26 protein-coding genes and 1 tRNA gene are annotated in these 23205 nt (G+C 54.5%); 5 read left to right on the top strand and 22 right to left on the bottom strand.

Features of this window, described 5'->3' with window-relative positions; all coding sequences use genetic code 11:
* The first annotated feature begins 255 nt into the window (after positions 1-255).
* The 4 genes from VLY20_05320 to VLY20_05305 are packed head-to-tail and all read left to right on the top strand — an operon-like array spanning position 256 to position 3032.
* A complete protein-coding gene (locus VLY20_05320) occupies positions 256-615 on the top strand; it encodes a plastocyanin/azurin family copper-binding protein (GenBank protein ID HUK56060.1) in 360 nt (119 codons plus the stop codon).
* A 15-nt stretch (positions 616-630) separates the two neighbouring features.
* A complete protein-coding gene (locus tag VLY20_05315; GenBank protein ID HUK56059.1) occupies positions 631-1233 on the top strand; it encodes a c(7)-type cytochrome triheme domain-containing protein in 603 nt (200 codons plus the stop codon).
* Positions 1234-1291: 58 nt separating this feature from the next.
* Complete coding sequence (locus tag VLY20_05310; GenBank protein HUK56058.1) at positions 1292-2548, top strand: hypothetical protein; 1257 nt, start codon at positions 1292-1294, stop codon at positions 2546-2548.
* A gap of 25 nt (positions 2549-2573) precedes the next feature.
* Positions 2574-3032 carry a c(7)-type cytochrome triheme domain-containing protein gene (locus VLY20_05305; protein HUK56057.1) on the top strand — a complete coding sequence of 153 codons (459 nt, stop codon included), beginning with the start codon at positions 2574-2576 and terminating at the stop codon, positions 3030-3032.
* Between the two features lie 37 nt (positions 3033-3069).
* Here VLY20_05305 and VLY20_05300 read toward each other — a convergent pair whose 3' ends face one another.
* The 9 genes from VLY20_05300 to VLY20_05260 all read right to left on the bottom strand — a co-directional run bounded on the left by VLY20_05300 (position 3070) and on the right by VLY20_05260 (position 13262).
* Positions 3070-4110: a TonB family protein gene (locus VLY20_05300; GenBank protein ID HUK56056.1), complete on the bottom strand. Its 1041-nt coding sequence runs from the start codon at positions 4108-4110 to the stop codon at positions 3070-3072.
* A complete protein-coding gene (locus tag VLY20_05295) occupies positions 4107-4628 on the bottom strand; it encodes a biopolymer transporter ExbD (GenBank protein HUK56055.1) in 522 nt (173 codons plus the stop codon). Before VLY20_05295 ends, VLY20_05300 begins: the two co-directional genes overlap by 4 nt.
* Entirely contained in the window at positions 4625-5092 is a 468-nt protein-coding gene (locus tag VLY20_05290; GenBank protein HUK56054.1) for a biopolymer transporter ExbD, read from the bottom strand. The genes VLY20_05295 and VLY20_05290 overlap by 4 nt, the downstream gene beginning before the upstream one ends.
* Positions 5093-5096: 4 nt before the next feature.
* Positions 5097-5786 carry a MotA/TolQ/ExbB proton channel family protein gene (locus VLY20_05285; protein HUK56053.1) on the bottom strand — a complete coding sequence of 230 codons (690 nt, stop codon included), beginning with the start codon at positions 5784-5786 and terminating at the stop codon, positions 5097-5099.
* A 17-nt stretch (positions 5787-5803) separates the two neighbouring features.
* Entirely contained in the window at positions 5804-6178 is a 375-nt protein-coding gene (locus VLY20_05280; GenBank protein HUK56052.1) for a hypothetical protein, read from the bottom strand.
* On the bottom strand, positions 6165-6770 hold the full coding sequence (locus VLY20_05275) for a tetratricopeptide repeat protein (GenBank protein ID HUK56051.1): 606 nt from the start codon (positions 6768-6770) through the stop codon (positions 6165-6167). Before VLY20_05275 ends, VLY20_05280 begins: the two co-directional genes overlap by 14 nt.
* Positions 6771-6865: 95 nt before the next feature.
* Complete coding sequence (locus VLY20_05270; GenBank protein HUK56050.1) at positions 6866-10105, bottom strand: tetratricopeptide repeat protein; 3240 nt, start codon at positions 10103-10105, stop codon at positions 6866-6868.
* A 148-nt stretch (positions 10106-10253) separates the two neighbouring features.
* On the bottom strand, positions 10254-11876 hold the full coding sequence (locus tag VLY20_05265; protein ID HUK56049.1) for a tetratricopeptide repeat protein: 1623 nt from the start codon (positions 11874-11876) through the stop codon (positions 10254-10256).
* 81 nt (positions 11877-11957) lie between these two features.
* Entirely contained in the window at positions 11958-13262 is a 1305-nt protein-coding gene (locus VLY20_05260) for a UDP-glucose/GDP-mannose dehydrogenase family protein (protein HUK56048.1), read from the bottom strand.
* A 161-nt stretch (positions 13263-13423) separates the two neighbouring features.
* On the opposite strand from VLY20_05260, the gene rsmI reads away from it, so the two are divergent.
* Positions 13424-14128, top strand: a complete 705-nt coding sequence (rsmI, locus tag VLY20_05255; GenBank protein ID HUK56047.1) for a 16S rRNA (cytidine(1402)-2'-O)-methyltransferase — start codon at positions 13424-13426, stop codon at positions 14126-14128.
* Position 14129: 1 nt separating this feature from the next.
* On the opposite strand, the gene VLY20_05250 is transcribed toward rsmI, so the two are convergent.
* The 13 genes from VLY20_05250 to hslU form a co-directional block, all read right to left on the bottom strand.
* The gene (locus VLY20_05250; protein HUK56046.1) at positions 14130-14645 is read right to left on the bottom strand and encodes a tetratricopeptide repeat protein; all 516 of its coding nucleotides are present in this window, start codon (positions 14643-14645) and stop codon (positions 14130-14132) included.
* Positions 14642-15967, bottom strand: a complete 1326-nt coding sequence (locus VLY20_05245) for a diguanylate cyclase (protein ID HUK56045.1) — start codon at positions 15965-15967, stop codon at positions 14642-14644. The genes VLY20_05250 and VLY20_05245 overlap by 4 nt, the downstream gene beginning before the upstream one ends.
* 209 nt (positions 15968-16176) lie before the next feature.
* The gene (locus VLY20_05240) at positions 16177-16425 is read right to left on the bottom strand and encodes a sulfurtransferase TusA family protein (protein ID HUK56044.1); all 249 of its coding nucleotides are present in this window, start codon (positions 16423-16425) and stop codon (positions 16177-16179) included.
* A gap of 100 nt (positions 16426-16525) precedes the next feature.
* Positions 16526-17287, bottom strand: coding sequence for an orotidine-5'-phosphate decarboxylase (gene pyrF, locus VLY20_05235; GenBank protein ID HUK56043.1), 762 nt, complete (start codon positions 17285-17287; stop codon positions 16526-16528).
* Between the two features lie 133 nt (positions 17288-17420).
* Positions 17421-17506, bottom strand: a tRNA-Leu gene (locus VLY20_05230).
* Between the two features lie 10 nt (positions 17507-17516).
* Positions 17517-18044 (bottom strand): HEAT repeat domain-containing protein, encoded by a 528-nt coding sequence (locus VLY20_05225; protein ID HUK56042.1) that lies wholly within the window; start codon positions 18042-18044, stop codon positions 17517-17519.
* Between the two features lie 2 nt (positions 18045-18046).
* The gene (locus VLY20_05220) at positions 18047-18898 is read right to left on the bottom strand and encodes a M28 family peptidase (GenBank protein HUK56041.1); all 852 of its coding nucleotides are present in this window, start codon (positions 18896-18898) and stop codon (positions 18047-18049) included.
* Between the two features lie 49 nt (positions 18899-18947).
* Entirely contained in the window at positions 18948-19223 is a 276-nt protein-coding gene (locus VLY20_05215) for a DUF5683 domain-containing protein (protein HUK56040.1), read from the bottom strand.
* Positions 19220-19600 carry a TIGR02266 family protein gene (locus VLY20_05210; GenBank protein ID HUK56039.1) on the bottom strand — a complete coding sequence of 127 codons (381 nt, stop codon included), beginning with the start codon at positions 19598-19600 and terminating at the stop codon, positions 19220-19222. The genes VLY20_05215 and VLY20_05210 overlap by 4 nt, the downstream gene beginning before the upstream one ends.
* 6 nt (positions 19601-19606) lie before the next feature.
* The gene (locus VLY20_05205) at positions 19607-20059 is read right to left on the bottom strand and encodes a hypothetical protein (protein HUK56038.1); all 453 of its coding nucleotides are present in this window, start codon (positions 20057-20059) and stop codon (positions 19607-19609) included.
* 23 nt (positions 20060-20082) lie between these two features.
* Positions 20083-20958: an acetylglutamate kinase gene (gene argB / locus VLY20_05200; protein HUK56037.1), complete on the bottom strand. Its 876-nt coding sequence runs from the start codon at positions 20956-20958 to the stop codon at positions 20083-20085.
* A 2-nt stretch (positions 20959-20960) separates the two neighbouring features.
* A complete protein-coding gene (locus VLY20_05195; protein ID HUK56036.1) occupies positions 20961-21827 on the bottom strand; it encodes an alpha/beta hydrolase in 867 nt (288 codons plus the stop codon).
* Complete coding sequence (gene hslU / locus VLY20_05190; protein ID HUK56035.1) at positions 21824-23191, bottom strand: ATP-dependent protease ATPase subunit HslU; 1368 nt, start codon at positions 23189-23191, stop codon at positions 21824-21826. Before hslU ends, VLY20_05195 begins: the two co-directional genes overlap by 4 nt.
* Positions 23192-23205: the final 14 nt, after the last annotated feature.

Genomic DNA, 23205 nt, shown 5'->3' with positions numbered 1-23205 from the left:
TCGCATCGCTTATCCATTGATCGTCCGCCTGCGAGGCCATATACCCCGGTATTCCACCCGATGATCCCGATGCTGAAGTCCGGAATCCGGGCAAGACCGCCTAAAAACCCCCCTAGCCGCATGGATGATGGCCGGTCACCGCAGACGCACCGCCGCGACAGGTTCTCCGCCGTATATCTGCGGGACGACGCATTGACAAGATAAAATCCATTCGATATACTTTTGAAAATATCTCGTTTTAGAAGGAGTTCGGCAATGAGAAAGGGCTTTTCCTGTTTCCTTGCGACCTTGGTTTTTTTAGCGGTTCTTTCGGTCGCGCCCGCGAAAGGCGAGGAAGGGACCGTGTACGAAGTCACGGTGATTCGAAACAGTTTCAAACTCAATCCGCAAAACCTCACGATCAAGGTGGGGGACACCGTCAAGTGGACAAATACCGATGAACGCAAACACAATCTGGCCAGTATTCCGGGATCCGGCCCGGGCGACGAACTGGAGATCTTCGCGGTGATGGAACCGGGCGCGGTCTATTCTCACACGTTTAAAGTTCCCGGTGAGTATCCTTATTTCTGTTTCATCCACAACCAAATGACCGGAAAGATTACGGTCGAAAAATAGGTACGGCTTCATACGATGAGGCGCGTGAGCATGGGTGGACGGACCGCGGCCGTTTATGCGGGTTTTTTGCTCGTCATCCTTTATTTCTTCTCTCAAAACGGGATCGAAGCCCAGACGACGAAGGATCAACCGGCCGCCGCGCCCCCTCAATCACCGGTCGTAGGGCCAGCCCCGATCGAAACCCAACCCACACAATCCGTTCAGCCTACCCAACCCGCCCAAACGCCACCGGCCGCGGCAGAAGAAGAGCATCCCGTCGCCTTCGATTACCTGCCCAAAACGAAGATGGGATATGTCGACTGGGTCGCCGCCATTAAACAAGGCGTCATCCATCCGAGAGATTCGTTGGACCCGAATGCGGTCACGATGAAGGCGCTCGATTTCAACATTATTTTCAAGGTCAATGTCAGCGGTCTCCCCGATGTCGTCTATCCCCATTACCCCCATACCTTATGGTTGGACTGTCGGAACTGCCATCCCGGTATTTTCTTGATGCGTGCCGGAGCCAATCCTGTCACAATGGAAAAAATCCTGAAGGGGGAGTACTGCGGTCGATGTCATGGTATTGTCGCCTTTCCAATCTCGGACTGCTTTCGTTGCCATTCAAGACCCAAATAGACCCACAGCGCTGTTCATGCCCAATGGGGATCCTTCAAGCGGAGACCGTGGCTTTCTCATGGTAAAACTGATTTGGATCGACAGCGTCTGGACCTCTATCCGGAGACCCGTCTTGCTTTTTGTTATGGTCTTCTCCTGGACGATCGGCGACGCCTTCACTCCGTTGCATTTCGCCGCCGCGGCAAGCCCGGAGTGGCTTTCATTGGGCCTGCCTGTGAAGGCCCACGCTTCAACTTTCACATACGTGGATGCCACAAAACACGCTTTAAATCCATCCCTGGTTTTTGCCGATTCCGTTCCATGGCTGGGATGGAACGAGCTTGATATTCATGGCATTTCTCAAGTCTTCGTCGGCCGATGGAACCGTTTCGGGTGGACCCTCGATCAAGAAGGTGCGCAGAACATCGATGGAGATCATCGAGCCTTTGATCTGACGATGGGCTCGGACGGCAAGATCCCTTACCTAGCTTGGGTTGAACTCAACGCGAAGAACGTTCCGCAACTCTATGTCAAACACCGGTCCGAAGGTCAGTGGATCGTCGAGGGAGACAGCTTTAACGTTGACCCGACTCAAGGCGCGGCCAATCCGACGCTGTCGGCCGACGGACCGATTCCATACTTGGCGTGGTGCGAGTACAGTCCCCAACGGGTTTTTCGGCTTTACGTCAAACAACGCTCGGCCGACGGCTGGCATCTGGATGGAAACGGCAGCTTGAACATCTCGCCGGCGCGGGACGCGATCAAACCCGCCATGGTTTCTCACGGATCGTTTCTCTATCTGACGTGGGCGGAATTGTCGGATCGGAATTTTTACCAGGTTTATGTCAAGCGATGGAACGGCTCCAGCTGGGACGGGCTTGGGCCAAGCCTCAACACGGATCCGCAACGCCATGCCCTGAATCCCTCAATCGCCGTTCTCGGTGATTCTCCGTACGTCGCTTGGATTGAACAGGATGGAAAAGGGATATTTCAACTCTACGTCAAACGCTGGGATCATGGGAGCTGGATCGTCGACGGGAAAAATCTCAATATCGACGCCGCCCGTCATGCCATGAGTCCCTCGTTGATTCAATCCGGATCCACGGTTTACCTGACCTGGATGGAATACGATGCAACCGGGATTTCTCAGATCCATGTCAAACGCCGGACCGGCGATCGGTGGGAATCCGTTGACCAGCGGCTGAACGCCACTCCCTCGACGCCATCCTCCGTTCCATCTTTCGCTTCATCGGACTCCGCGGTTTATCTCGCATGGAAAGAGGTCTATTCGAATGGACTGGCTCAAATCATCGTCAAGCATCTTGCGTCCCGTTAAACGTTTCCTGATACCGGCGGTTCTGATGCCGTGCATTCTGACCGGCTGCGTGCAACCCAAACTGACCCAATCCGAGATCGCGCAAAAATCCGGACTGGATGCGCAAGGACATCCGATTGCCTTCCGTGCGCTTCCTAAAAGACAGACGGGGGATGTCGATTGGGTGGCCGCTCTCAAAGAAGGAATCCTCAAACCCAGAAGTTCGATTGATCCGAGCGGCCCCCCGGACGGTCCGATTTTAAACCTGGACATCGTGTTTAACATCGGGGATGCCTATCCCGTGCCCAACGTCGTCTTCCCGCATACGCCTCACACGATGTGGCTCAACTGCAATAACTGCCATCCTTCCATTTTTATCATGAAACAAGGAGCCAACCCGGTAAGCATGGATCGGATCATCAAGGGAGAATACTGCGGCCGGTGCCACGGCGTGGTGGCCTTTCCGTTCGCCGATTGTTTGCGATGCCATTCACGGCCCAAGTGAAGAACCATGCGTCCGGGATAGAAAAGATCGGACGAAATTATCCAGAAACGGAAAACACGATCGGGTAGGTCACCGTGACGTCGCCCGAGGGAACAGGCGGGAACTTCCATTGCAGAACTCGTTTGATCAACGCCTCTTCAAACGGCGGATTCTTCACCGAGCTGGACACCACATGACAGTCGATCACTTCGCCGGCGGCGGCGATGATAAATTCGACCGTCACCGTACCCCGGAGCGTCGGGTTTTCACGAAGGGTCTTATTGTAAAGAAAACTGATCCCGTCTTTGTACGAATCGACCACCTGCGCGATCGACTCATAATCTCTCGGACTCTTGCCCTCTTCAAAGCCTTTGATCTGAAATGGGCTGTCCACCCGTGTGGTTTTCCGTTCCGCAAGGGACGATGATCCCAGGTCCGGCTGAACGCTTCCGATCATTTGACCGATCCCGCCGCTGCCGCCCAAGGTCGAATCTCCTGAAGTCCCGTCCGATGCCTTGATCGATTTTTCAAGCTTGGACACGATATCATCAATTCCTTGGCTGGCGGTGGGCTGGGTTTGAGGGGCCACGCCGGATGTTGTCCTGGGCGCTTCGCTAAGACCCTTGATCTCGGAGAAAACTTTTTTCAGCTTTTGATCCGGTATGCTGTCCGCTTTGGCGGCGGTCTGCTTGAGAAGCTTGAGCAGCCCGCTGTTCATCGCCACCTCCATGTTTTTTTTACGCAGGGCTTCTTGCTGTGCCCGTATTTCTTCGGGAGTGGGTCCCTCCTGTTTGGCCACTTCCGGAGCCGGCTCTTTGGGCCGTTCGGATTTGGGCTCCGCTTTTTTCTCCGTCTTGCCTTTGTCCTCGACTTTCGGTTCTTCTTTCTTCACCTTCGGGACGGGAGGGGATACGGGTTTTGAAGCTTCGATGATTAATTTGGCGATGCGAGGATCGATCCGGGTGTAGTCCGATCGCGCGGGTATTTTGACCGTCAGAAGGTTGAGGATCAGAGCCACTGCACCGTACACAAAAACGCAGACCCAGGCGATACGTTTAAACTCTTGGTCGCCGTCTTGGCCGCCCCAAATCGAAATCATCCGGTGGACTCTTTCTGAATCACGGCGAGGTCAATCTGCCCGAACTCGGCCTGGCTGCAAGTATACATAACCTTCTCCAGCAATCGAAACGGAATATTTTTATCTCCCAGTATCGTGACCCGACCTTCAAAGGGCTTGCCGGCGCTGGGATTTGCAAAATATTTCCCCCTCTCGGCCGCATAGTCCATTTCTTTTTTGAGGGCCGGAATCAAAAGATCGCTCTCCTTTAAGACCTGAGGGATCTCGGCCACCTTTACTCCGTCCACAAGAATATCGGATTGGGTGATCATGACGGTCAAGGTTGTCTGCGGCGTTAACTGGGCCAGTGATTCGGGGAGTTTCATCCGTTCGGCGGAAGGAATGGCCGAGGCGTCCCCCGAAAAATTATAGAGCAGGAACAGGACCAGGTTCGTAAACAGGTCCACGAGCGAGGTGAGGGTTAAGACCGTAGAAACCGTCGTGGATCCCTTCCGGCGTTCCGAGAATCGAGACCGGGGCCGTATCGGGCTTCTTCTCATTGGATTTCTCCCAGAGAAATATTCGGGAACAACGAATAACTGGTCTTCTTCCCTTCGGTGACTACAAAAGCGACCCGCGTCGCGTCCATCACCTGAACCAGTTCATTATACGGAATATCCGGTTTGCTGAGAACAATCGCGTTGTCCACCGTCGGAAACCGGGCCTTGATCTGCTCAAGCACGGCCGTGAGCGCCGGCAGGTCGTGCCCCGTTACGGTCGGCTGAATCAAACTGATGATCTTGTTCCCGTTGGCCACCACCAAGCCTTTCTCCGTGATCGATATCGTGAGAACCAGCTGTTCTTCGGGCGACGGCAACGTGCTCATTAATTCGGCCGATGCCGGAGGCGGCAAATAGATCTCCAGAACCGACAACCGGGTAAATACGGCCGTGATGAGGAGAAACGGCGCCAACACGACCAACAGATTCATGTACGGGGTCAGATCGATCTCGGTGGACTCCATCCGTCTAGCTCGTCTTCGGGACCGCGGCAGCATGTCCTTGACTCCTCTCCGGGGTAACCCCCGTCTGACGATTTGCAAAAAAGTTGATCAGCTTCGTCGAATATTGATCCAGCGAATCGACAATCTTCGTGGTTCTGGATTGTAGGAATGCATAAAACAGGATCAATGGAACGGCAACCATCAAACCGAAGGCGGTCATGTTAAGTGCGACCGAGATTCCGCGGGCCAAGAGGACGGCTTTTTGCGAGGGATCCGCGGCGGAGACGGCCGAAAAGGCCTGGATCACGCCGATGATTGTTCCCAACAGTCCCAACAAGGTCGCCACGTTGGCCAGAATCGGAAGGTACGCCGTCCGCTGCTCCAGCGGCGGCAAGACCTCCAACATGGCCTCTTCCATCGATCGCTGGATCGGTTCACGCGCGCCCGAAGGTTTCGCCGCCTTCAAGCCCGCCGACAACACGCGATAGATGGGGCGCGTACTGGAATGGCAGAGCTTGACGGCGTCGTCTATCCGTTGATCCGACAGGGCGGCCCGGACTTTTTGCCAAAGAGATTCCGCGTTGGCCGAAGCGCGGGTGATATAGAGCATCCGCTCGATCACAATGGCCGTTCCCAGAGCGGCGATGAAAAGGACGGGGTACATGAAAAACCCGCCCTCAATAAAAAAATTGCCGATGACATTAAAAATATCCATGGGGTCTCCTTTCCGTTTTATGGAGCCTGACGCGCCTTCTCCGACCGTATTGCTTGGCTGTAGGTGTCTTTATCCAACGGGGTGTAAATCTCCTCGAGAAACACGCCTTGCATCTCCCCTTCATCCAGCAATAACGGATCGGGATCCTTCCAAGGCAACGAATAACTCAACCGCGGACGCTCGACCGTCCCGACCACTTCGGTTTCCAACAGCTTGAGGGACCCCAGGACGTCCTTTAATTTTCCCGTAATTTCGGTTTCCTTCAATTGGAAAGTGTCGGGGTTTTTCCGCGTCGCTTCCGCCGGCTCCTGGGCATACGCCAACCCGGCGGCGGCCAGCCAGACCGTCGCAACGATTCCGAGCACCCTCCGCTTGATGTTACGGCTTCCCAACGGGGCCTCCCGTCCCGCGCGTCGTCCTTTGTTCCAGATCCGCGATCCAGACATCCACGGTCTGATTCTGACCGGTCAGTCGTTCGTAATCCCGATAGCACCGCACGGCGTCCGAAGGTCGGTCGAGGTAGAGATCGTACAGCACGCCCAGGTTGTAATAGGCGGCTGCAAAATCGGGGTTGCGTTTAATGGATTTTTCATACGCCTCTTCCGCCTTTCGAAAATCGCCGCGTTCACGATCGGCGATGGCCAGATTGTTGTACAGTTCGGCGGATTCGGCGCGCCCCGAAGGAGTCGACGACAACGGCTCGGACAACTCGATCGCCCTCGTGTACTCCGCAACAGCCTTGTCCAACATCCCCCGTCGGCGATAAAGAATCCCCAATGCGTTATGAATCTCCATCCGATCGGAATTGGATTGAACCAGAGACTCAAAAATCCTTTGAGCCTCTTCTAGCTTTCCCTGTTCCAAATAAGAGATCCCCTGCCCGTAACGCGAACGAAGCCCCCCCTTTCCCGGCAAGCCGGTTTGGGAGCCGGGCGCCTCGTTATTCGCGGGGCTCCGGGCGGCCGAACCACTGGGAATATTCACCGGGGCGCAGCCGATCGCCCCAAATACAATGGCCCCTGCCAGCGTGGCCCTCAGAAGGGCTGGAATGAAGCGCGTTTTCCTGAAACCGCAGCGGGTCATGGGTTTAAGGCCGGTTCCCCATGGATAATTTCGTCCAGTTCCGGCTTACGGTACCGGGCCGGCATCAACCGCGCCAGATCGTCGTAGCTCTGCCTGATCCAGGCATCGTACAAACCCAACTGTTGCGCTCGATGAACATTGCTTTCATACGCCGCAATGGCCTTTTCTTCAAACGGATAGGCCTGTTCTTCGAGAAGAAAATTGTACTGCTCCAGTTGCTGGGGTGTTAAATTCTGTGGTCGCTCGGATTCCAGGAGGGCGGTTCGAAATTTTTCGAACACCATCCCGATTTTCTGGGTGGCGGCCGTCGTGACCTCGGCGACATTGAAGTCGGCCGCCTGGGCGTATTCCTCCAGGACGTCTTTCAGCAATGCCTTCTTCCGGGCCAGGTTTTGTTCGAGAGGCGAAACGAGCCGCACGGCGTCAAACTGGGTCGCGAGGTTATCCGCTTTCAATAAATGTGCCTTGGCGACATAGTAGGCCGCCGGGGATGCCGCCGCATCACCCTGTCCGTATCGGTCGATAATGGTCTGGAGAATCGGCAGGGCTTCCTGCGGACGGTTTTGCTGGAGTTTCGCCCAGGCCAGCTTAAACGTTGTTTCGACGACCTGTTGATACTCTCCCGAATATTGACCAAGATAGATGCCGTAAACCTCTTCGGCTTTCGCCCAATCTCCCAGTTGTTCGTAAAGCCGACCGGATGCCAGTAACATTTCCCCTGTGGTCTTTCGATCCAGGTTTAATTTTACCACAGATGCATAGTCTCGGGCAGCCTCCTGCAAACGGCCGTTTCGTTCATGGATTCGGGCCACTTGGATCGTTGCATGAGGACTGTAGGCGGAGGTGGGATATTCTCTCAGCAAGATCGTAAAAGCCTGGACCGCCCCGTCTTGATCATTCCGAGAGAGGGCAACGTTTCCGGCATCAAACAGCGCCACCGGCGCCACTTCGCTTCCGGCTGCCTCCGCTTGAACCTTCATAAAACCGTCTTGCGCCTCCTTAAGATTTCCGGCCGCCTTGAGACCTTCGGCTTGTTTGTACAAGGCGGAAGCCCACAATCGCTTTAGCTCTTCCCGCTCTTGATTCTTGACCGAGGCTTCACCTTGGGCTAATTTGCTGTAAGTGGCGGCCGCCTGCTCATAGGCCTTTTCCTCAAAATAGCGATCCGCCAGGAGCCGTTCGGACCGATACGCTAAATCCTCCTCCGTTGAAACCTGGATCGTTTTGATCTTCTCCGACAAGGCCCGGGCCTCCTGAACTTTCCCGGCCTCCAAAAGATTTCGCTCCACCTGCAATAAGACCTCGGGGACTTTTTGGCTTAACGAATGTGCGGGATAGCGTTGAACCAGAATCTGAAACAGCTGCAGCGCCTCGTCCACGTTGTTTCGGAGCAGGGCCACGCTGGCCGCATCGTACAGCGCCACCGGCGCAACCTCACTCCCCGGGACTTCCGCCTGAACCCGCATGAACGCCGTCTGCGCTTCCCGCAACTTGCCGGCGTTTTTAAAGACCTCGCCCTGCTTATACAGCGCCGAAGCCCATAATTGTCTCAACGCCTTCTCCTCTTTCGCCTCCCCTCCGCTCCGAACCAAGCGTTGATAGACCCCGGCGGCCTGCTCGTACGCCCCGGATTCGAAATAGGTTTGGGCGATCAGTCGCTGGGCTTTGGATGCGGCGTTATCGGACGGCAGCGTGGTCTTCACAATCATCTCGGCCATGGAACGGGCCCCCGGGAAGTTCCCCACGCGGTAGTAGGTCTCGGCCCCTTTCCAAAGAACAGCCGCCACGCGGGCGTCATTGGGGAAGGCCTCCGCAAACCGCTTGCAACTCTGGGCCAGTCGGGTGGCCAGGGGGCTTGTGGCAGAGGATTGACCGTCCCGACTCATCATTTTATCCAGCGTGGTGATAAAGGCGTATCCCGATTCGGCGCTGTCGTGATGAAGAAAATAATTGTAGGCGGTATGCTCATATTCGTCCGCGGCTTCGCTGTAACGCTGCAGTTCAAAGAGACCCTCCGCCAAGAGAAAGTTCATCCGCGGCGCATCCGGCTCTTTCGGAAACACCTTCAGGTAGCGTCGGTACCATGCCAAAGCCGTTTCATAATCCGCAGGCCGTTTGGTTTGCTGGGCTTCAGAGTGGTAGAACAGGGCCAGTTGGCCGACAAGTCCCCGGTAGAACGGCCGGACCTTCTCTCGCGCGTCGACCGAGGCCTTTTGATACCAGAGGCTTCCTTCACCAAACCGATCCACGAAATTCATCCGAGCGCGGTTGGCCAGATCCACCAATTTTAACTGTTGATAGGCTTCCACGATCTGCATTTGCACGGCGGGGGCATCGGGATGGAGGGGATAGGTTCTGATGAAGGCATCATAAGCCCCTACCGCATCTTGCACCCGTTTCTGGGCAATGTACAGATCGCCTAGTTTCCGATAGATGAGCGCTTCGTAATCCCGGTGGCCCGTTTTTTCGAAATAATCTTGGATCTTAATCGGCGTCCCCAGATATGAAAAAGAAAGGGCCATGCTGCGAATCCATTCCAAGACTTCATCCCATTCTGCGGCCGACATGACCTTTGGATCGAGCTGCGACTGTCCGTCGGGTTTCATCACGCGCTTCCGATCGACCAGACGAACAAACATCGCCACCGCGTTCTCATAATCCTGAAGCGAAAAATAGGTCCAGCCTAACTTATACATCGCCTGTTCCGCGAGACCGGGATCCTTCGCGTTGACCGCCTGTTCATAAGCGGCCCTCGCCTGTCGGTATTGATTCGAATCGTAATACGCCTCGGCCAGCCGGAAGACCGCCTCTAACCGCAACGGGCTGGAAGGGTAACGCTCCACCAGTCGTTGCAACGAAGCCATCGCCTGTTCCGTCTGACCCTCATCGTCATATACATGAGCCAACTGATAGAGCACCCGATCATTTTCAGGCCGGTCGGGATACTGGGCCAGTAGTTTTTCATAGGTCTTCCGGGAACGCGTATGATCGATTTGGGGAAGGACCGGACGCGCCCCCACTCGGCTCTGTTGCACTTGGCGGAGTTGTTGGTTGTATCGTTGAAGCTGATGACGATAGGACAAGTCCTCCAGCATAAGATAGAGATCGGCCAACCGATGCATGGTTTTGGCTCGGAGCTCACTCCGTTGCCCGAAATCGTTGAAGAGATTCTTCTCATATTCGTCCAGAGATTTCAGCGTATAGTCTTTGGAAGCGGGAGCGGTCTGATCTTCCATCACTTCTGTCACAACAGTTTTAATCTTTTGCGGGTCCAATTCGTCCGGTTTTCGATAAGAAGAACACCCGCCCAGTTCAATCCATAGCGCGGTCACAACAAGCACCATCCACGCCAGCGGGGCGGAATCCCGACTCCACTGATTTTTTCTACGGCGCCGTCTCATGGTCCTGCATGAATGTCATATTCTTGGCGATGCCCATATTCGCACGGAGGGCCAGTCCGTCAATCCGGGCCAGTTGGAACGAAAGATGGCGGGTTGCGGAGGCTCGGAGTAATCGGATCAAATCTTCGTGGACATCCTCCATTTTCATCTGAAGCGATTTATCGTCCGCCAACGAGCCGCGCTCCGTTTCGCGCGGTGCATGATTTTTATCCCCTTGGAATGGCTCGGCGATCTCTTTGTGCAGTCGAAGCCAATCGGTATACATGTCCACTAATTCCGCAAATCCGGGTTCCAGATCGAACCCCGTTTCCGTCTTCTCCACTCCCGATGCAAAAAGCCAACTTTCCACGCCCGTGGCCTGAATTTGTTGGGTCAGTTTTTTTAAGCCCTCCGATCGTTCGGAATAGGCTTTTAAGGCCTCTTGATAACTGCCCACGGCCCGATGGTAGGCACTCAATTTTGAATAACAAGCACCGATCTGGAGGCGGGATTCAAGGGCATAAGGATGGGTGGGCGCCTGGTCGATCAGGTCGTTGTAGACGACGATGGCTTTCACGCAATCCCCGATACCCATAAAAACCTTGCCAAGCCCGAAGCGAGCCTGGACCCAATACCGGCTCTCGGAAGGAATCGCTTCGAAGACGGCCATGGCTTCCGAATAGCGTTTTTGATCGATGAAGAAAAATCCGAGGGTCACACGCGTCTTGTTGATTAATTCCCGGAGGACGGAATCCTCTCCCGGATTCAACGCGGTGAGTTTTTGAAACTGTAACTGAGTCGAAGACCAGGCATCTCCCAAATTTAGGTAGGCCAGGCCGCTTGAATACACCGCAAAAGGATAGTACTCGCTGCCTTCGCCGACATTGCCCAAGAGGTCGATCGCCTTGAGATACTCCTTAAGATAAAGGTCGCTGTTGCCGGCCAAGTAGGTGGCTTCCTGTCGCCACGGAAATGTCTTATCCATTGGAATCTTGAAGAACGCCCCAAGGGCGCGGGGATAATCGCCTTTCCGATAGTATAATTTTTCCAATCGAAACCACGCCTCGGCCGCGATCGGCGCACGACGGGTTTGAACCACCACATTGTTCAGTACCTGCTCTGCCTGGGAAGTAAGATTCGCCTGCAGCAGACGATCCGCCAACAAAAGCCGAATCTCATCGGTCGAAGGCGGACCGACCTCATTGAACAATAAAGAGGAATCGCCCCCCGTCTCCAAGCGTTTTATCAGGACGGCTATTTCCCGTAGCCTGGCCTCCATGCTTTGCGAGGCTCCGTCTCCGGAAAGTTCCCCCTCCGCAACAATGTTCCTCGTCTCCGGATGTGAGGATCGGACGGCCGACGGATCCGATGGTTCCAACTCGGCGGTGTTGGACTGATACCGATGAATAATTTCCGTTTTAATGAGCGCGAGCTCCGACTGTGCTCGGGCGATCTGGTCCTCAAGAGAGAGCGCGGAAGTTTCAGGCCGGCCGGAAGAGACGGTCGAAGCAAGGGTCAGGCAAACAACCAGAAAACGGACGAAGGCGCTCCGTGCGGATGAACCGATTTCAAAAAAAGGAGTGTGGGTTTTGACCCAACGCCCGGGATTTTTGAATATGCTCTCCATGATGTTTACAGAAGACACAAAGAGGGAAACTTACCGAGGTATGATTTCTCACTCCATCGAGGCACAGGTTAATCCGACCACCTATTTTCCTCTTCCTACACCGATATACCGGAACCCGGCTTGTTTCATGCGCTGTTCGTCATAGACATTACGGAGATCGATAAAGATGGGGTTGTGCACCGTCTGTCGAAGGCGACCCAAGTCGAGATTCCTGAATTCGTTCCATTCCGTTATGAGAACCACCGCATCCGCATCCCGGGCCGCTTCATAGGGGTCCTCGCAGTAGTGAATCCCTTTTAAAACTTTTCGGGCCTCCGCCATCGCGGCGGGGTCAAAGGCCCGAACCTTAATGCCGGCCCTCACCAGGGCTTGAATGATCTCGACGGCAGGGGCTTCCCGAATATCGTCCGTGTTCGGTTTAAAGGCCAGTCCAAGAACAGCCACGTTTTTCCCTTTAACGCTCCCCAAGGCCTGAAGAATTTTTTGAACCATCACGGCCTTCTGTTTCGTATTGACGCGGACCACGGCATCGAGCAGATCCAGCGGACAGTCATTCTGCTTCGCCATCTGCACCAAGGCCAGCGTGTCTTTGGGCAGGCAGGAGCCGCCGTAGCCGGGGCCCGGATGGAGAAATTTTGGACCGATCCGGCCGTCCAAACCCATTCCCTTGGCCACCTGATGTACATCCGCCCCAACCCTCTCACAGAGATTCGCCATTTCATTGATGAATGAAATCTTCGTCGCCAGAAAGGCGTTGGAGGCGTACTTGATCATCTCCGCTGTGGCCACCTCCGTCACAATGAAGGGGGTCTCGATCAGGTAAAGCGGTCGATAGAGGTCTTTCATGATCGCTTCCGCCTGCGGACTGTTGGTTCCGATTACCACGCGATTGGGCCTCAAAAAATCCTCGATGGCCGAACCTTCTCGCAGAAATTCGGGATTTGAAACGATGTCAAAGTCAACCTGCTCCTTAAGGTTTTTCCCGATGATCTTGCGAAGCCGTCCCCCCGTTCCCACCGGAACCGTGCTTTTTGTGACGATCAACTTATAACCATTCAAATGTTGGGCAATCGTTTCCGCCACATCCTCCACATACTCCAAATTGGCCGATCCGTCTCCCCGAGGAGGCGTCCCGACCGCAATAAAAACAGCGAGCGCCCCCTGTACCGCACTGCCGATATCGGTGGTAAACTGGAGCCGACCGCTGCCCATATTTTTACCGACCAACTCACCCAGCCCCGGCTCGTAAATCGGGATCTGGCCTTTACGGAGGGCTTCAATCTTGTCCCGATCTTTGTCGACGCAAGTGACATGAACTCCAAATTCGGCAAAACATGCGCCGGTCACAAGGCCCACGTATCCTGTACCTATAACGGCGATATTCATAACACCTCGATTTTACATGCGGATAAAATCGTTTTAATATATCAGAATGACTATCCAATGGCAAGCTCTCTTGCTTTGAGTCCTATAAACGCCTATACTACCGCCTCAACCGCGTTCATCTTAAATAAACCACTTAAATAAACCACCGGTGGCATTATTAAATGGACAACACCGAACACGGCGTTCTTTACATCGTCAGCACTCCGATTGGCCATTTGGAAGATATCACGTTGCGGGCGCTGCGGGTTCTCAAGGAAGTCCGTCTCATCGCGGCCGAGGACACGCGGCATACGCAGAAGATGCTCAATCATTACCAGATTCATACTCCACTGACAAGCTACCATGATCATAACAAGGAGGAAAAAGCGGAGGTTCTGGTTCAGCGTCTCAAGGAAGGTCACGCGATCGCTCTGGTTACGGATGCGGGCACACCGGGAATTTCTGATCCGGGATATTATCTAATCAATCGTTGCATCCAAGCTGGACTCCCCCTTTCGCCCGTTCCCGGACCGTCCGCCTTTCTTGCAGCGCTGGCCGTATCCGGTCTCCCCACGGACGCTTTTCTATTCGAAGGCTTTCTTCCCAAAAAACGGATTGGAAGACTCAAACACCTCCAGGCGCTAAAAGACGAGCCCCGAACGGTCATTTTTTATGAATCGCCTCATCGCCTAGTTCGCAGTCTCCACGACGTGCACGAAACCTGGGGTGACCGCCGCGCCGTGGTGGCTCGAGAACTGACCAAGATTTTTGAAGAAATCATTCGGGGAAAACTCTCTCAGATTATTGCGACCATGGAGGGCGGGGCCATCCGTGGAGAGATCACGCTGGTCATCGAGGGTTGCCGCACCATTTCATCGATGTGGTAATTCATTTCAACTCACGCCGCTTCTTCTCGGACTGCATATCCAGGTCGAGCAATCGTTGCAGATCGTCCTTGAGTTTTTCCTTGTCCGCCTTTAACAACTCCATCTGGGTTAAAAAACTCAACCAATTCTGCGCCGGATCTTTCCAGGGACTGTTCGGGTACTTCTGAATCAACTTCTGAAAATCTTTCTCGGCCATCCCATAGTCGGAAGCAGCATTCTTAAAATAGATTTCGGTGTACGCCACCTTGTACTGCGCGTCGGATGCAAGGTCTTCGTTCGGAAATTGAGCCGCCACGTATCGGTATTCCTTAATGGCCTCGGCATACTTGCCCTCTTCAAAAAAAACTTCGCCCCTTTTGAAGTGATCCGCGGCCGCGGTCGCGGTCGGTAGTTCCGGCGATGTTAAACCAACGCAGCTTGACAAAAATTGAAGGAGAACGAATACTCCGGCCCCCCCGAGGCGGGACCGGCGATGAAACCGGCGGCCGATCGGCACCATCCATTCAGATATGTTCAAACGGTCCTCCGTTGATCCACGACGTACACGCTGCGGGGGAAGGTCTTCGCGTACTGTTTGAGTTGAGCGGCGATCTCCGCGACCTGCATGGGACTGGTGATCACGCGTTTCTGGTTCGTGACGACCGCAATCGAAACCGTCATGAACGGGAACTGTTGTTCGACGTCCTTGCGGTCGCGGGAAATAATATAACCTCTTCGACGGTCTTCCTCGTCGTAAAAATCCGGAATGGCTTTATCAAAATCATGGATGACTTTTTCGCACAGCTTTTCCATCCGCGGTGGATCCGTAATGATGACAAAGTCATCCCCGCCGATATGTCCGAGGAAGTCCGATGCCGATCCGAGCGTCCTGACCGCGTCGAACAAAATGGCGGCCACCTTTTTCAAAACCTCGCTGCCCCGGATATAGCCGTACCGATCGCCAAACGCCTTGAAGTTATCCACATCGACAAGACAGAACGCAAACGGCACCGCTTCCTGAAGTCGGGTCAAAAGCGCCTTTTCAATCGCCAGATTCCCTGGAAGCCGCGTGAGGGGATTGGCATCGAGATTCATCTCCCCCAGTTCCTTCAGCCGCTTCGACATCCAACGAAAAGAGTCCGCCAACTCCTGAACTTCTTCCGTTGCCTTGACGTTCAAGGCTCGGTCAAACAGCCCCTGGCCGATATAATGCGCAGCCTCCTGAAGCTGTTTGATCGAATACGTGAGATTCGAATTGATGAACACGGCAAATCCGACTCCGAAAAAAAAACTGATGGTCACCAGTACCACCGTGATGTTAAACGCCTGAAGACTCAATTGATTGGCGAGACGCGTCTTGGCATTTTGATCATCACGTCCGCGGCGTTCGAGCTCCCGTAGCAATTGGACCATTTCGTTCAGTCGGGACTGCATGGGACCTTCTGAAACGGCCTTCGCCATCGACTCCTCTTTGCGATTGAGGTAATCCTGTTCTTCTTTAAAAAATTGGTCGTATTGCTGATGAAGGCTCTGGATTCGCCCTTTGAGGTCTTGGTCTTCGGGAGATATTAAATTTAACTGGGCCAGTTTCAGCCGGAATTCATCGCTTCGGTTTAAGAAGAGGGTTTGGACCGCCGGGTCCCGAAGTATGACGGAGCGTTTCTCATAGAGGTCTTCCGCCAATAAGTTCTCGGTCATCTGAGCGGTGGTCTCAATAATGGGAAGGTCCCATTCGACAATGTTGTCGCTCATTCGACGAAGGTCCCGGAGGCTCAAGACGGCATACAGACCGGTCAACAGGGTCAGAAGAACCATGATTGAAAATCCGAGAAGCATCTTCTTGATCAGGGTCAATCGCATTCGGAGGCTCTTTCTTCCAACCCCGGCAGCTGATTCGGACGCCGTTGTGCGGTGTTTCTACCGAGATCGTCAATCAACAACCGCCCGGCAGCAACAGGGTGGGATTACATTCATAACAGACGGAAGGACGTGAAGAGAATTCTCTGAGGCGTGGAACAGGCTGGTCGGTCGACCGTGTATCAAATCTGGGTTGTTACAGCCTTCCGGAATCAGCGTCGTTTTCGAATCAATACCCGAAAGGAGTTATCAACCTTCTCTTGTCTGAGAATGGTGTGTCCATCTTCAGCGATGCTGTGTGGAACATTCCGAATCGGCTCACCATCATCCACAATCACCGATAAGATCTGTCCAACCTCCATGGACTCCAATTTTAACTTCGTTTTCACATAGTTATACGGACACAGTATTCCACGAAGGTCCAATTCGGCATCTGTTACGGTCTCTGTACTCTCAGTCATGGCGTTCACCCGCTTAACTTCATATTATTATAATGTTTTTCCGTGAGAAGTCAAGGCGTCGCGCGATCTCGACTCTCAAATAAGATTCTCAACACGGACTCTAGGAATGGATCGTAAGATCGAGAAGGGCAGTCTTGATTTCTTCAGCAATTTTATTGGCTGCTTGTACGGGGTCTTTTGCCCTTCGGATCGGACGACCGACCACAACATAGTCTGCGCCATTCAGTATGGCTTGTCGCGGTGTCGTAACCCGAACTTGATCGTCATTGGAAACCATGGCCCATGCCGGACGAACACCGGGTACCACGGTGATCATCTCCTTACCGACCCGCTTTTTTATCTCTTGCACTTCCGATCCGGAACAGACCACACCCGCGCAGCCCGCCTCGCGCGCCCATTGGGTCCTTCGCAGGACCAGTTCGCGGACATCGATCTCCTTCTCCATCCCGGCTTCCCGCATATCTTCTTGACTAAAACTGGTCAAGACCGTCACAGCCAGTACTTTTGTATCGTTGTGGATTTCATCGACAACCGCTTTGAGCAACCGCTTTCCCTCCGAGGCATGAACCGTGACAAATCGCGGACGAAGAACCGCGGCGGCCTTCACGGCGGCCTGAACCGTTTCTGGAATATCGTGAAACTTCAGATCAAGGAAGACGCCACAATCACCGCTCTCTTCAATAACTTTGAATATCCCAGGTCCAGAACTTACGAAAAGCTCCAGACCTACCTTAAACAACCCGACATGCCCCTTTAACGTAACCACGGCCTTTTTGGCTTCTTCAAGGCTCCCATAGTCGAGAGCAAAAATCAGCCGGTCTTTCGCGGTTAGGGAAGGATCGCTTTGCAGGAACGCGTTCACGAAGAGTACCGCAGGGTGTCCGTCGTGGAATTCCGCAAAACGAGCCGGTTCGCGGCCGCGCCGCCTAGGGCGCTAGGCCTGGAGGCGTCAGAGACTCTCATTTGGTCTCGTCCGCCCAAGCCCAAAATATACTTGGTGCCGGAGGAGAGGGTTGAACTCTCATGAGGTTGCCCTCGGCGGATTTTGAGTCCGCTGCGTCTGCCATTCCGCCACTCCGGCGAAGCGTGGGTCAAGGTTTTTGGGTTCGCTGAAGCTTTTCCAAAGCATACTTCGAGATCTGTTGGATTGACGGATCCGGATGCTTCTGCTCAATCTCTTTTAGCGGTTCGATCGCCTTGGGATCCCCAACCTCCTCTAAGACCCGGATCGCATTCCATAAAAAAATGGAATCGTTGTCGAGCTTCATGGCTTGGATGAGCGGATCGACCACCGGCTCTCCGATTTCGATCAAAGCGCCGGAGACATCCAGTCTGACCATGGGCTCCTCATCTTTGAGCGCCGCGATCAGCGGCGACACAGCCCGAGAATCCTTGGCCCTCCCCAGCTCATGCGCGGCTTCCCGACGGTCCATCGGGGTTTTGGATTGCAACATCTTCAACAAATCGTCCACCCGATCCGCCAGGGCAACTGCGGTAACACTGAAAAAAAGAACACCCGTCACCAACAATCGAAGAATCGCAGTCGCCTTCAAACCGATCTTTGCGTGCGGAAGGAAAGAATGTAACAAGCCGTGCGATTTAAACCGTGTCTGCATCATTATTATTCCTCCATTAAAGCCAATTCAGCCAGAAAAGCGACGACGGCTTTCGTCACCTTGACCATATAGAGAAGATTCAGGGTTTCCAACCGATCACCGGCCTGATGGTACCAGGGATTTCGAAAGTTCGCCGTGTCCGTGAGCATCATGGCCGGATAACCGGCATCCCAGAAAGGGGCGTGATCACTTCGGCGGGTGTCCGGAAACCCTTGCCCGGCATCCGGAACCACAAGACCCACCACGGGCAGATCCGGAACATAGCGATGGATCACTTTTTCAAACCGCTGCTTCAACGCCGCGGCTTCCGAATTGCTCACAACGCCCAAAAAATTTCCCACATCCGGAATCGCAATAGGAAGCTCTCTCAGGCGTTGCTGAGAACCGGGTTTATGGCTGGCGTAGCCGACGCATTCCAAGGAGAACATTCCCTGAATGTTGAGACCGGACCGTCGGGCTTTGATGGCGTAAAGCGTGCTTCCCAGACAGTGCTGCTCTTCTTGGGCGAATCCGATAAAGGCCAACCAACTCCGTCCATCCAAACCGGACAACCACCGGGCCGCTTCAAGCATCACGACCACGCCGCTGGCATTATCATCCGCCCCGGGACTTTGACTGACGGTATCATAGTGGGCCGCCAGAATCAAGAGGGGGCGGTCGGCGAAATTCCCGCTTGGGCCGCCTGTCGAGGCGATGATATTCCGGTTCCGATGGCCGAAGGCTTCGAACACGTGGGGATGAATCGTAAGCCCGGCGTCTTGAAATCGTTCCGCGATATAATCGCCGGCCGCCTCCAATGCCTCAGGCGCCGATTGATGATGCCGGACTCCAACGATTCGTTGGAGATGTTGCGTCAATCCCGTCTCGGTAATTTGGGCTATTCGGTCCCGGATGATCCTCTCGGGGTCACGGGGTCTTCGGAGACTTGTTGGCCGAGCGATAGGCATCCACCATGCTCCAAACCAGAAGACCCAACAGGACCAATAAAAAACCGAGGTCTTTTCTAACTCCCGAAAGATCTCCTGCCATCAGAGTGTCAACTGAAAGCCCGTCACCAATCCTCTCAAACAGCACACCGGAGCCGATAAAAAAACCGACCCCCTTGAACCATTGTCGGTTGTAAAACTGCCCAAGCCCCGGGAAGATCGCCGAGAGAAAGGCGGCCGTCGGGGGACTTCTCATGGATGGCTCTCCGATTGGCCCAGCAGAACGCGCATGACGAATTGCACGATTTTTTCACGGTCGGACTCGTTGATCTTTCGAAATTGAATTCCCATCCCGGGAGAAAAACCCTTCGGATCAAAATCGGAACGGACCCATGCCACCTGACCGTCCACTCGGACCGCACCCACTTGGCCCGGAAGGCCGAACTCCAGATGGACGGGCGTTCCAATGGGAAGCGGGGAAACGGTATCGATGAACAAACCGCCGCCGCCCATGATCGCCGTAAATCCTTCCTGGATCCCCTTCTGGGGCTGGTGGTACTGGATCCGAATCGAAATCGGGGCGCGCGGGTACCTCCGCTTTTCAGGAGGCGGGACTTTTGGAATCGTCGCCATGGGGGTTCACCTCTTGAATTGGGCCTGACGGACGATCAGGTAAATGAGAAACGGCACCAACAGAACAACAAAGATCGTCCGAACTCGTCCATAACCATAGAGGATAAAACTTGAAATCGAGCTCACCAAGACATCGGCGATATAAAAAAGTCCGAGGTAGACCGCCCACCGGCGAAGCGCCAGAAACCCGTATCCCAACGCCAGATGAAGAACCGGCTGAGCCGCCAGGATGCCCTTCGCCACTATACCGTGGCTCGTGATCCCGAAAAATTTTGGGGTATATTGCCAGTTTGTCGACTGAATATTAGCGAGCTCGCCGAAAGCGCTTAAAATGAACGCAACACCGAAAAAGGTCATGTCAAACGTCCGCAGCGGCCGCTTGAACCCATAGCGATGCAACGGCACGGCGATCAGCCCGACGACCGCCAAATACACCAATGTGATTAAGGTATATTTCATGCCCGACCGATCGTCGTGCGCCGCTACGACGTGATCTCGGTGCCGATTCCCTTGTCCGTGAAGATTTCCAGGAGCAAGGCATGCGCCACACGGCCGTCGATAATATGGGCCTTGGTCACGCCTCCTTCGACGGCCAAGAGGGCCGCCTTCACTTTTGGAAGCATGCCCTCTTTGATGATGTCCTGTTTGATCAGCCGGGCCGCGTCCTTCTTCGAAAGCGTCGGAAGGAGTTTTCCCTGCCCATCCAGAATGCCTTTTACATCGGTCAGAAGCAGGAGTTTTTCGGCTCTCAAAGAAGACGCCACGGCCCCTGCGACCCAATCGGCGTTGATGTTGTAGGTTCGCCCTTCCGGATCCGCACCGATCGGCGCAATGACCGGGATGAATCGGTCCTGGTCGAGATTCCGTAAGACTTGAGGATCCACCTCTTCCACTTCTCCGACCAGTCCCATATCGATCGGCTCGTCCCCACCGGTAAAGCCGTCGGTCCCTATCACTTTCTTCGCCCGAATCAGTCCGCCGTCCTTGCCGGTCAATCCGACGGCCCGTCCGCCATGCCGGTTGATCAAGGCAACGATCTCTTTGTTGATCATCCCTCCCAAAACCATCTCGACGATTTCCATCGTTTGGGCGTCCGTCACGCGGACCCCTTTGACGAATTTCGGTTCCAGTCCCAGGCGTTTCATCATGAGATTGATCTGCGGACCCCCGCCGTGAACCACGACCGGGTTGAGGCCGATGTATTTCATCAGCACCACATCTTGGGCGAAGGCATTTTTGAGCGCTTCCTCGGCCATCGCCTTGCCGCCGTACTTGATCACAACCGTTTTTCCGGAGAAGGCCCGGATATACGGCAGCGCCTCGATAAGAACCTTCGCTTTCTCAATCAGCTTTTCCACGGTCATCTCTTGTTGAGATCTTCGACAAAGGCCTGAATTTGTCGAACCACCTCTTCACGATTATCGGTCAATACAAAATGACTTGCCTGAATCCCGACCGTTCGGACTCCGGACCGGTTGAAGGGGTTCTCGCCGGCCTCCAGCGACATCACCCCTCCCTCCCGCGCGATCAAGGCCAGCACCGGGACATGGATTGTTCTCCACGGCGGCCGATAACGGAACAAAACACGATACGAGGCGATATAACTGGCAACCGGCATGCATTGAAGGTCCAGCCCCGGCCCCATCCAGCGGATGATGTTAAAAAGATTCGTCAGCCGTGGTCGCACCCAGTCGTCATAGATCGAATAATCGATCAGCCGGAACCCGGCCCGCCGCAGTCCAAGGTGATTGAGACCCTTCACGATCCACTCGATCAACCCAACGATCGGGTTTAAAACCGCATGCAGAACCGTCCAGGCCGGCTGAAGATCTTCCGTGACAAAGGGTTCGATGAGAACCAGCGCCCGAACGTTTTGGGGATTCCGTTCCCAAAACCTCACCGCGATGTTCGCACCCAGGCAGTGTCCCACCACTACCGGACGTTCAACAGCTTCTTTTTTTAAAATCAACTCCAGATCCGACGCAAACCCATCCGCATGGATCCCTCGCCTCGTGATCGAGCGGCCATGCCCCCGCATATCCGGAATGATCAAGCGAAACCATTTGAAAAACGGCTCCTCCGACAGACGTTTCCACCGCGTCCGGTTGCTTCCCAAACCATGGATGAAGAGAAACACCGGTCTGCGATCTTCAGCCGGCTCAACCAGCTCATAGTGAATCCGGACCCCGTCCAGCGTATCGAGATATCTGTCATGGCTTGAGTTCACAAAATATACCGGCTCAGATCCTCGCTCTTAATGATGTTGTTCAATCGGTCGCGGACGTGGATCGCATCGATGGCCATCTTCTTTTCGGCCCGGTCCGGCGCGTCGAAGGCCACGTCATCCAGCAACTTCTCCATGATCGTGAAGAGGCGCCGCGCGCCGATATTCTCCGTCCGCTCGTTCACCAACACCGCAATGGACGCGATTTCTTCGATCGCGTCCGGTTTGAACTCCAATGCCATGCCTTCTGTTTCCATCAAGGCAATGTACTGCTTGATCAGCGCGTTCCTCGGTTCGGTCAAGATGCGGATAAAATCGTCTTTGGTTAAGGGCTCCAACTCGACGCGGATGGGAAAGCGCCCCTGGAGTTCGGGAATGAGATCCGAAGGCTTGGCAACATGAAACGCGCCGGCTGCAATGAATAGAATATGGTCGGTTCGAACCATGCCATGCTTGGTATTGACGGTGGAGCCTTCCACGATCGGGAGAAGATCCCGCTGAACGCCCTCGCGGGATATATCCGGACCGATTCCTTTTTCACGACCGGCAATCTTGTCCAGTTCATCGATGAACACGATGCCGGACTGCTCCACCTTTTGAATCGCTTCGCGCAGAACCTCTTCCATATCGATCAGCTTCTGGGCCTCCTCCTGGGTCAACAGTTTGAGCGCTTCCGGCACCCTCATGCGCCTTTTCTTCTTTTTCCCCGGAAACAACCCTCCGAACATCTCGCGGAGATTGATCTCCAGATCCTCCATGCCGATATTGGAAATCACCCCGACCGGCAGCGCCTTTTCCTTGACGTCGACTTCAACCGGGCGGTGGTCCAATTTACCTTCATGGAGCTGTTGGCGCAGCTTCTCGCGGGTCTGCTCGTAGGATTCCGGCAGTTCCGTTCGGGCCGTTTCAAGGCGCCCTTCGTCGAAAATTCCCGGCGGGGGCTTGGGCGCGGGCGGAGGCAGGAGAATGTCCAACAGTCTCTCCTCGGCCTGTCTGGCCGCACGATCCTGGACCTTTTCTGCATGCTGCATCTTGACCATATTGACCCCAAGTTCGGTCAGGTCTCGGATCATCGATTCGACGTCCCGGCCTACATAGCCCACTTCGGTGAACTTGGAAGCCTCCACCTTGATGAACGGCGCATTGACGAGTTTGGCCAGCCGGCGGGAGACTTCGGTCTTTCCGACGCCCGTCGGCCCGATCATGATGATGTTTTTGGGCAGCACCTCCTCTCGCAGTTCCGGAGAAAGTTGCTGCCGCCGCCATCGATTTCGGAGGGCGATCGCCACCATTCGTTTGGCTTGGCCCTGACCGATGATGTACCGGTCCAACTCCTTCACGATCTCGCGGGGCGTCAGGGCGTTCATGCGGTCATCCGACG

The organism is Nitrospiria bacterium (genome assembly GCA_035517655.1).
Classification (GTDB): Bacteria; Nitrospirota; Nitrospiria; order JACQBZ01; family JACQBZ01; genus JACQBZ01.
Note: the sequence above shows the minus strand (reverse complement) of the source record. Positions and strands in the feature narration are given on the sequence as shown.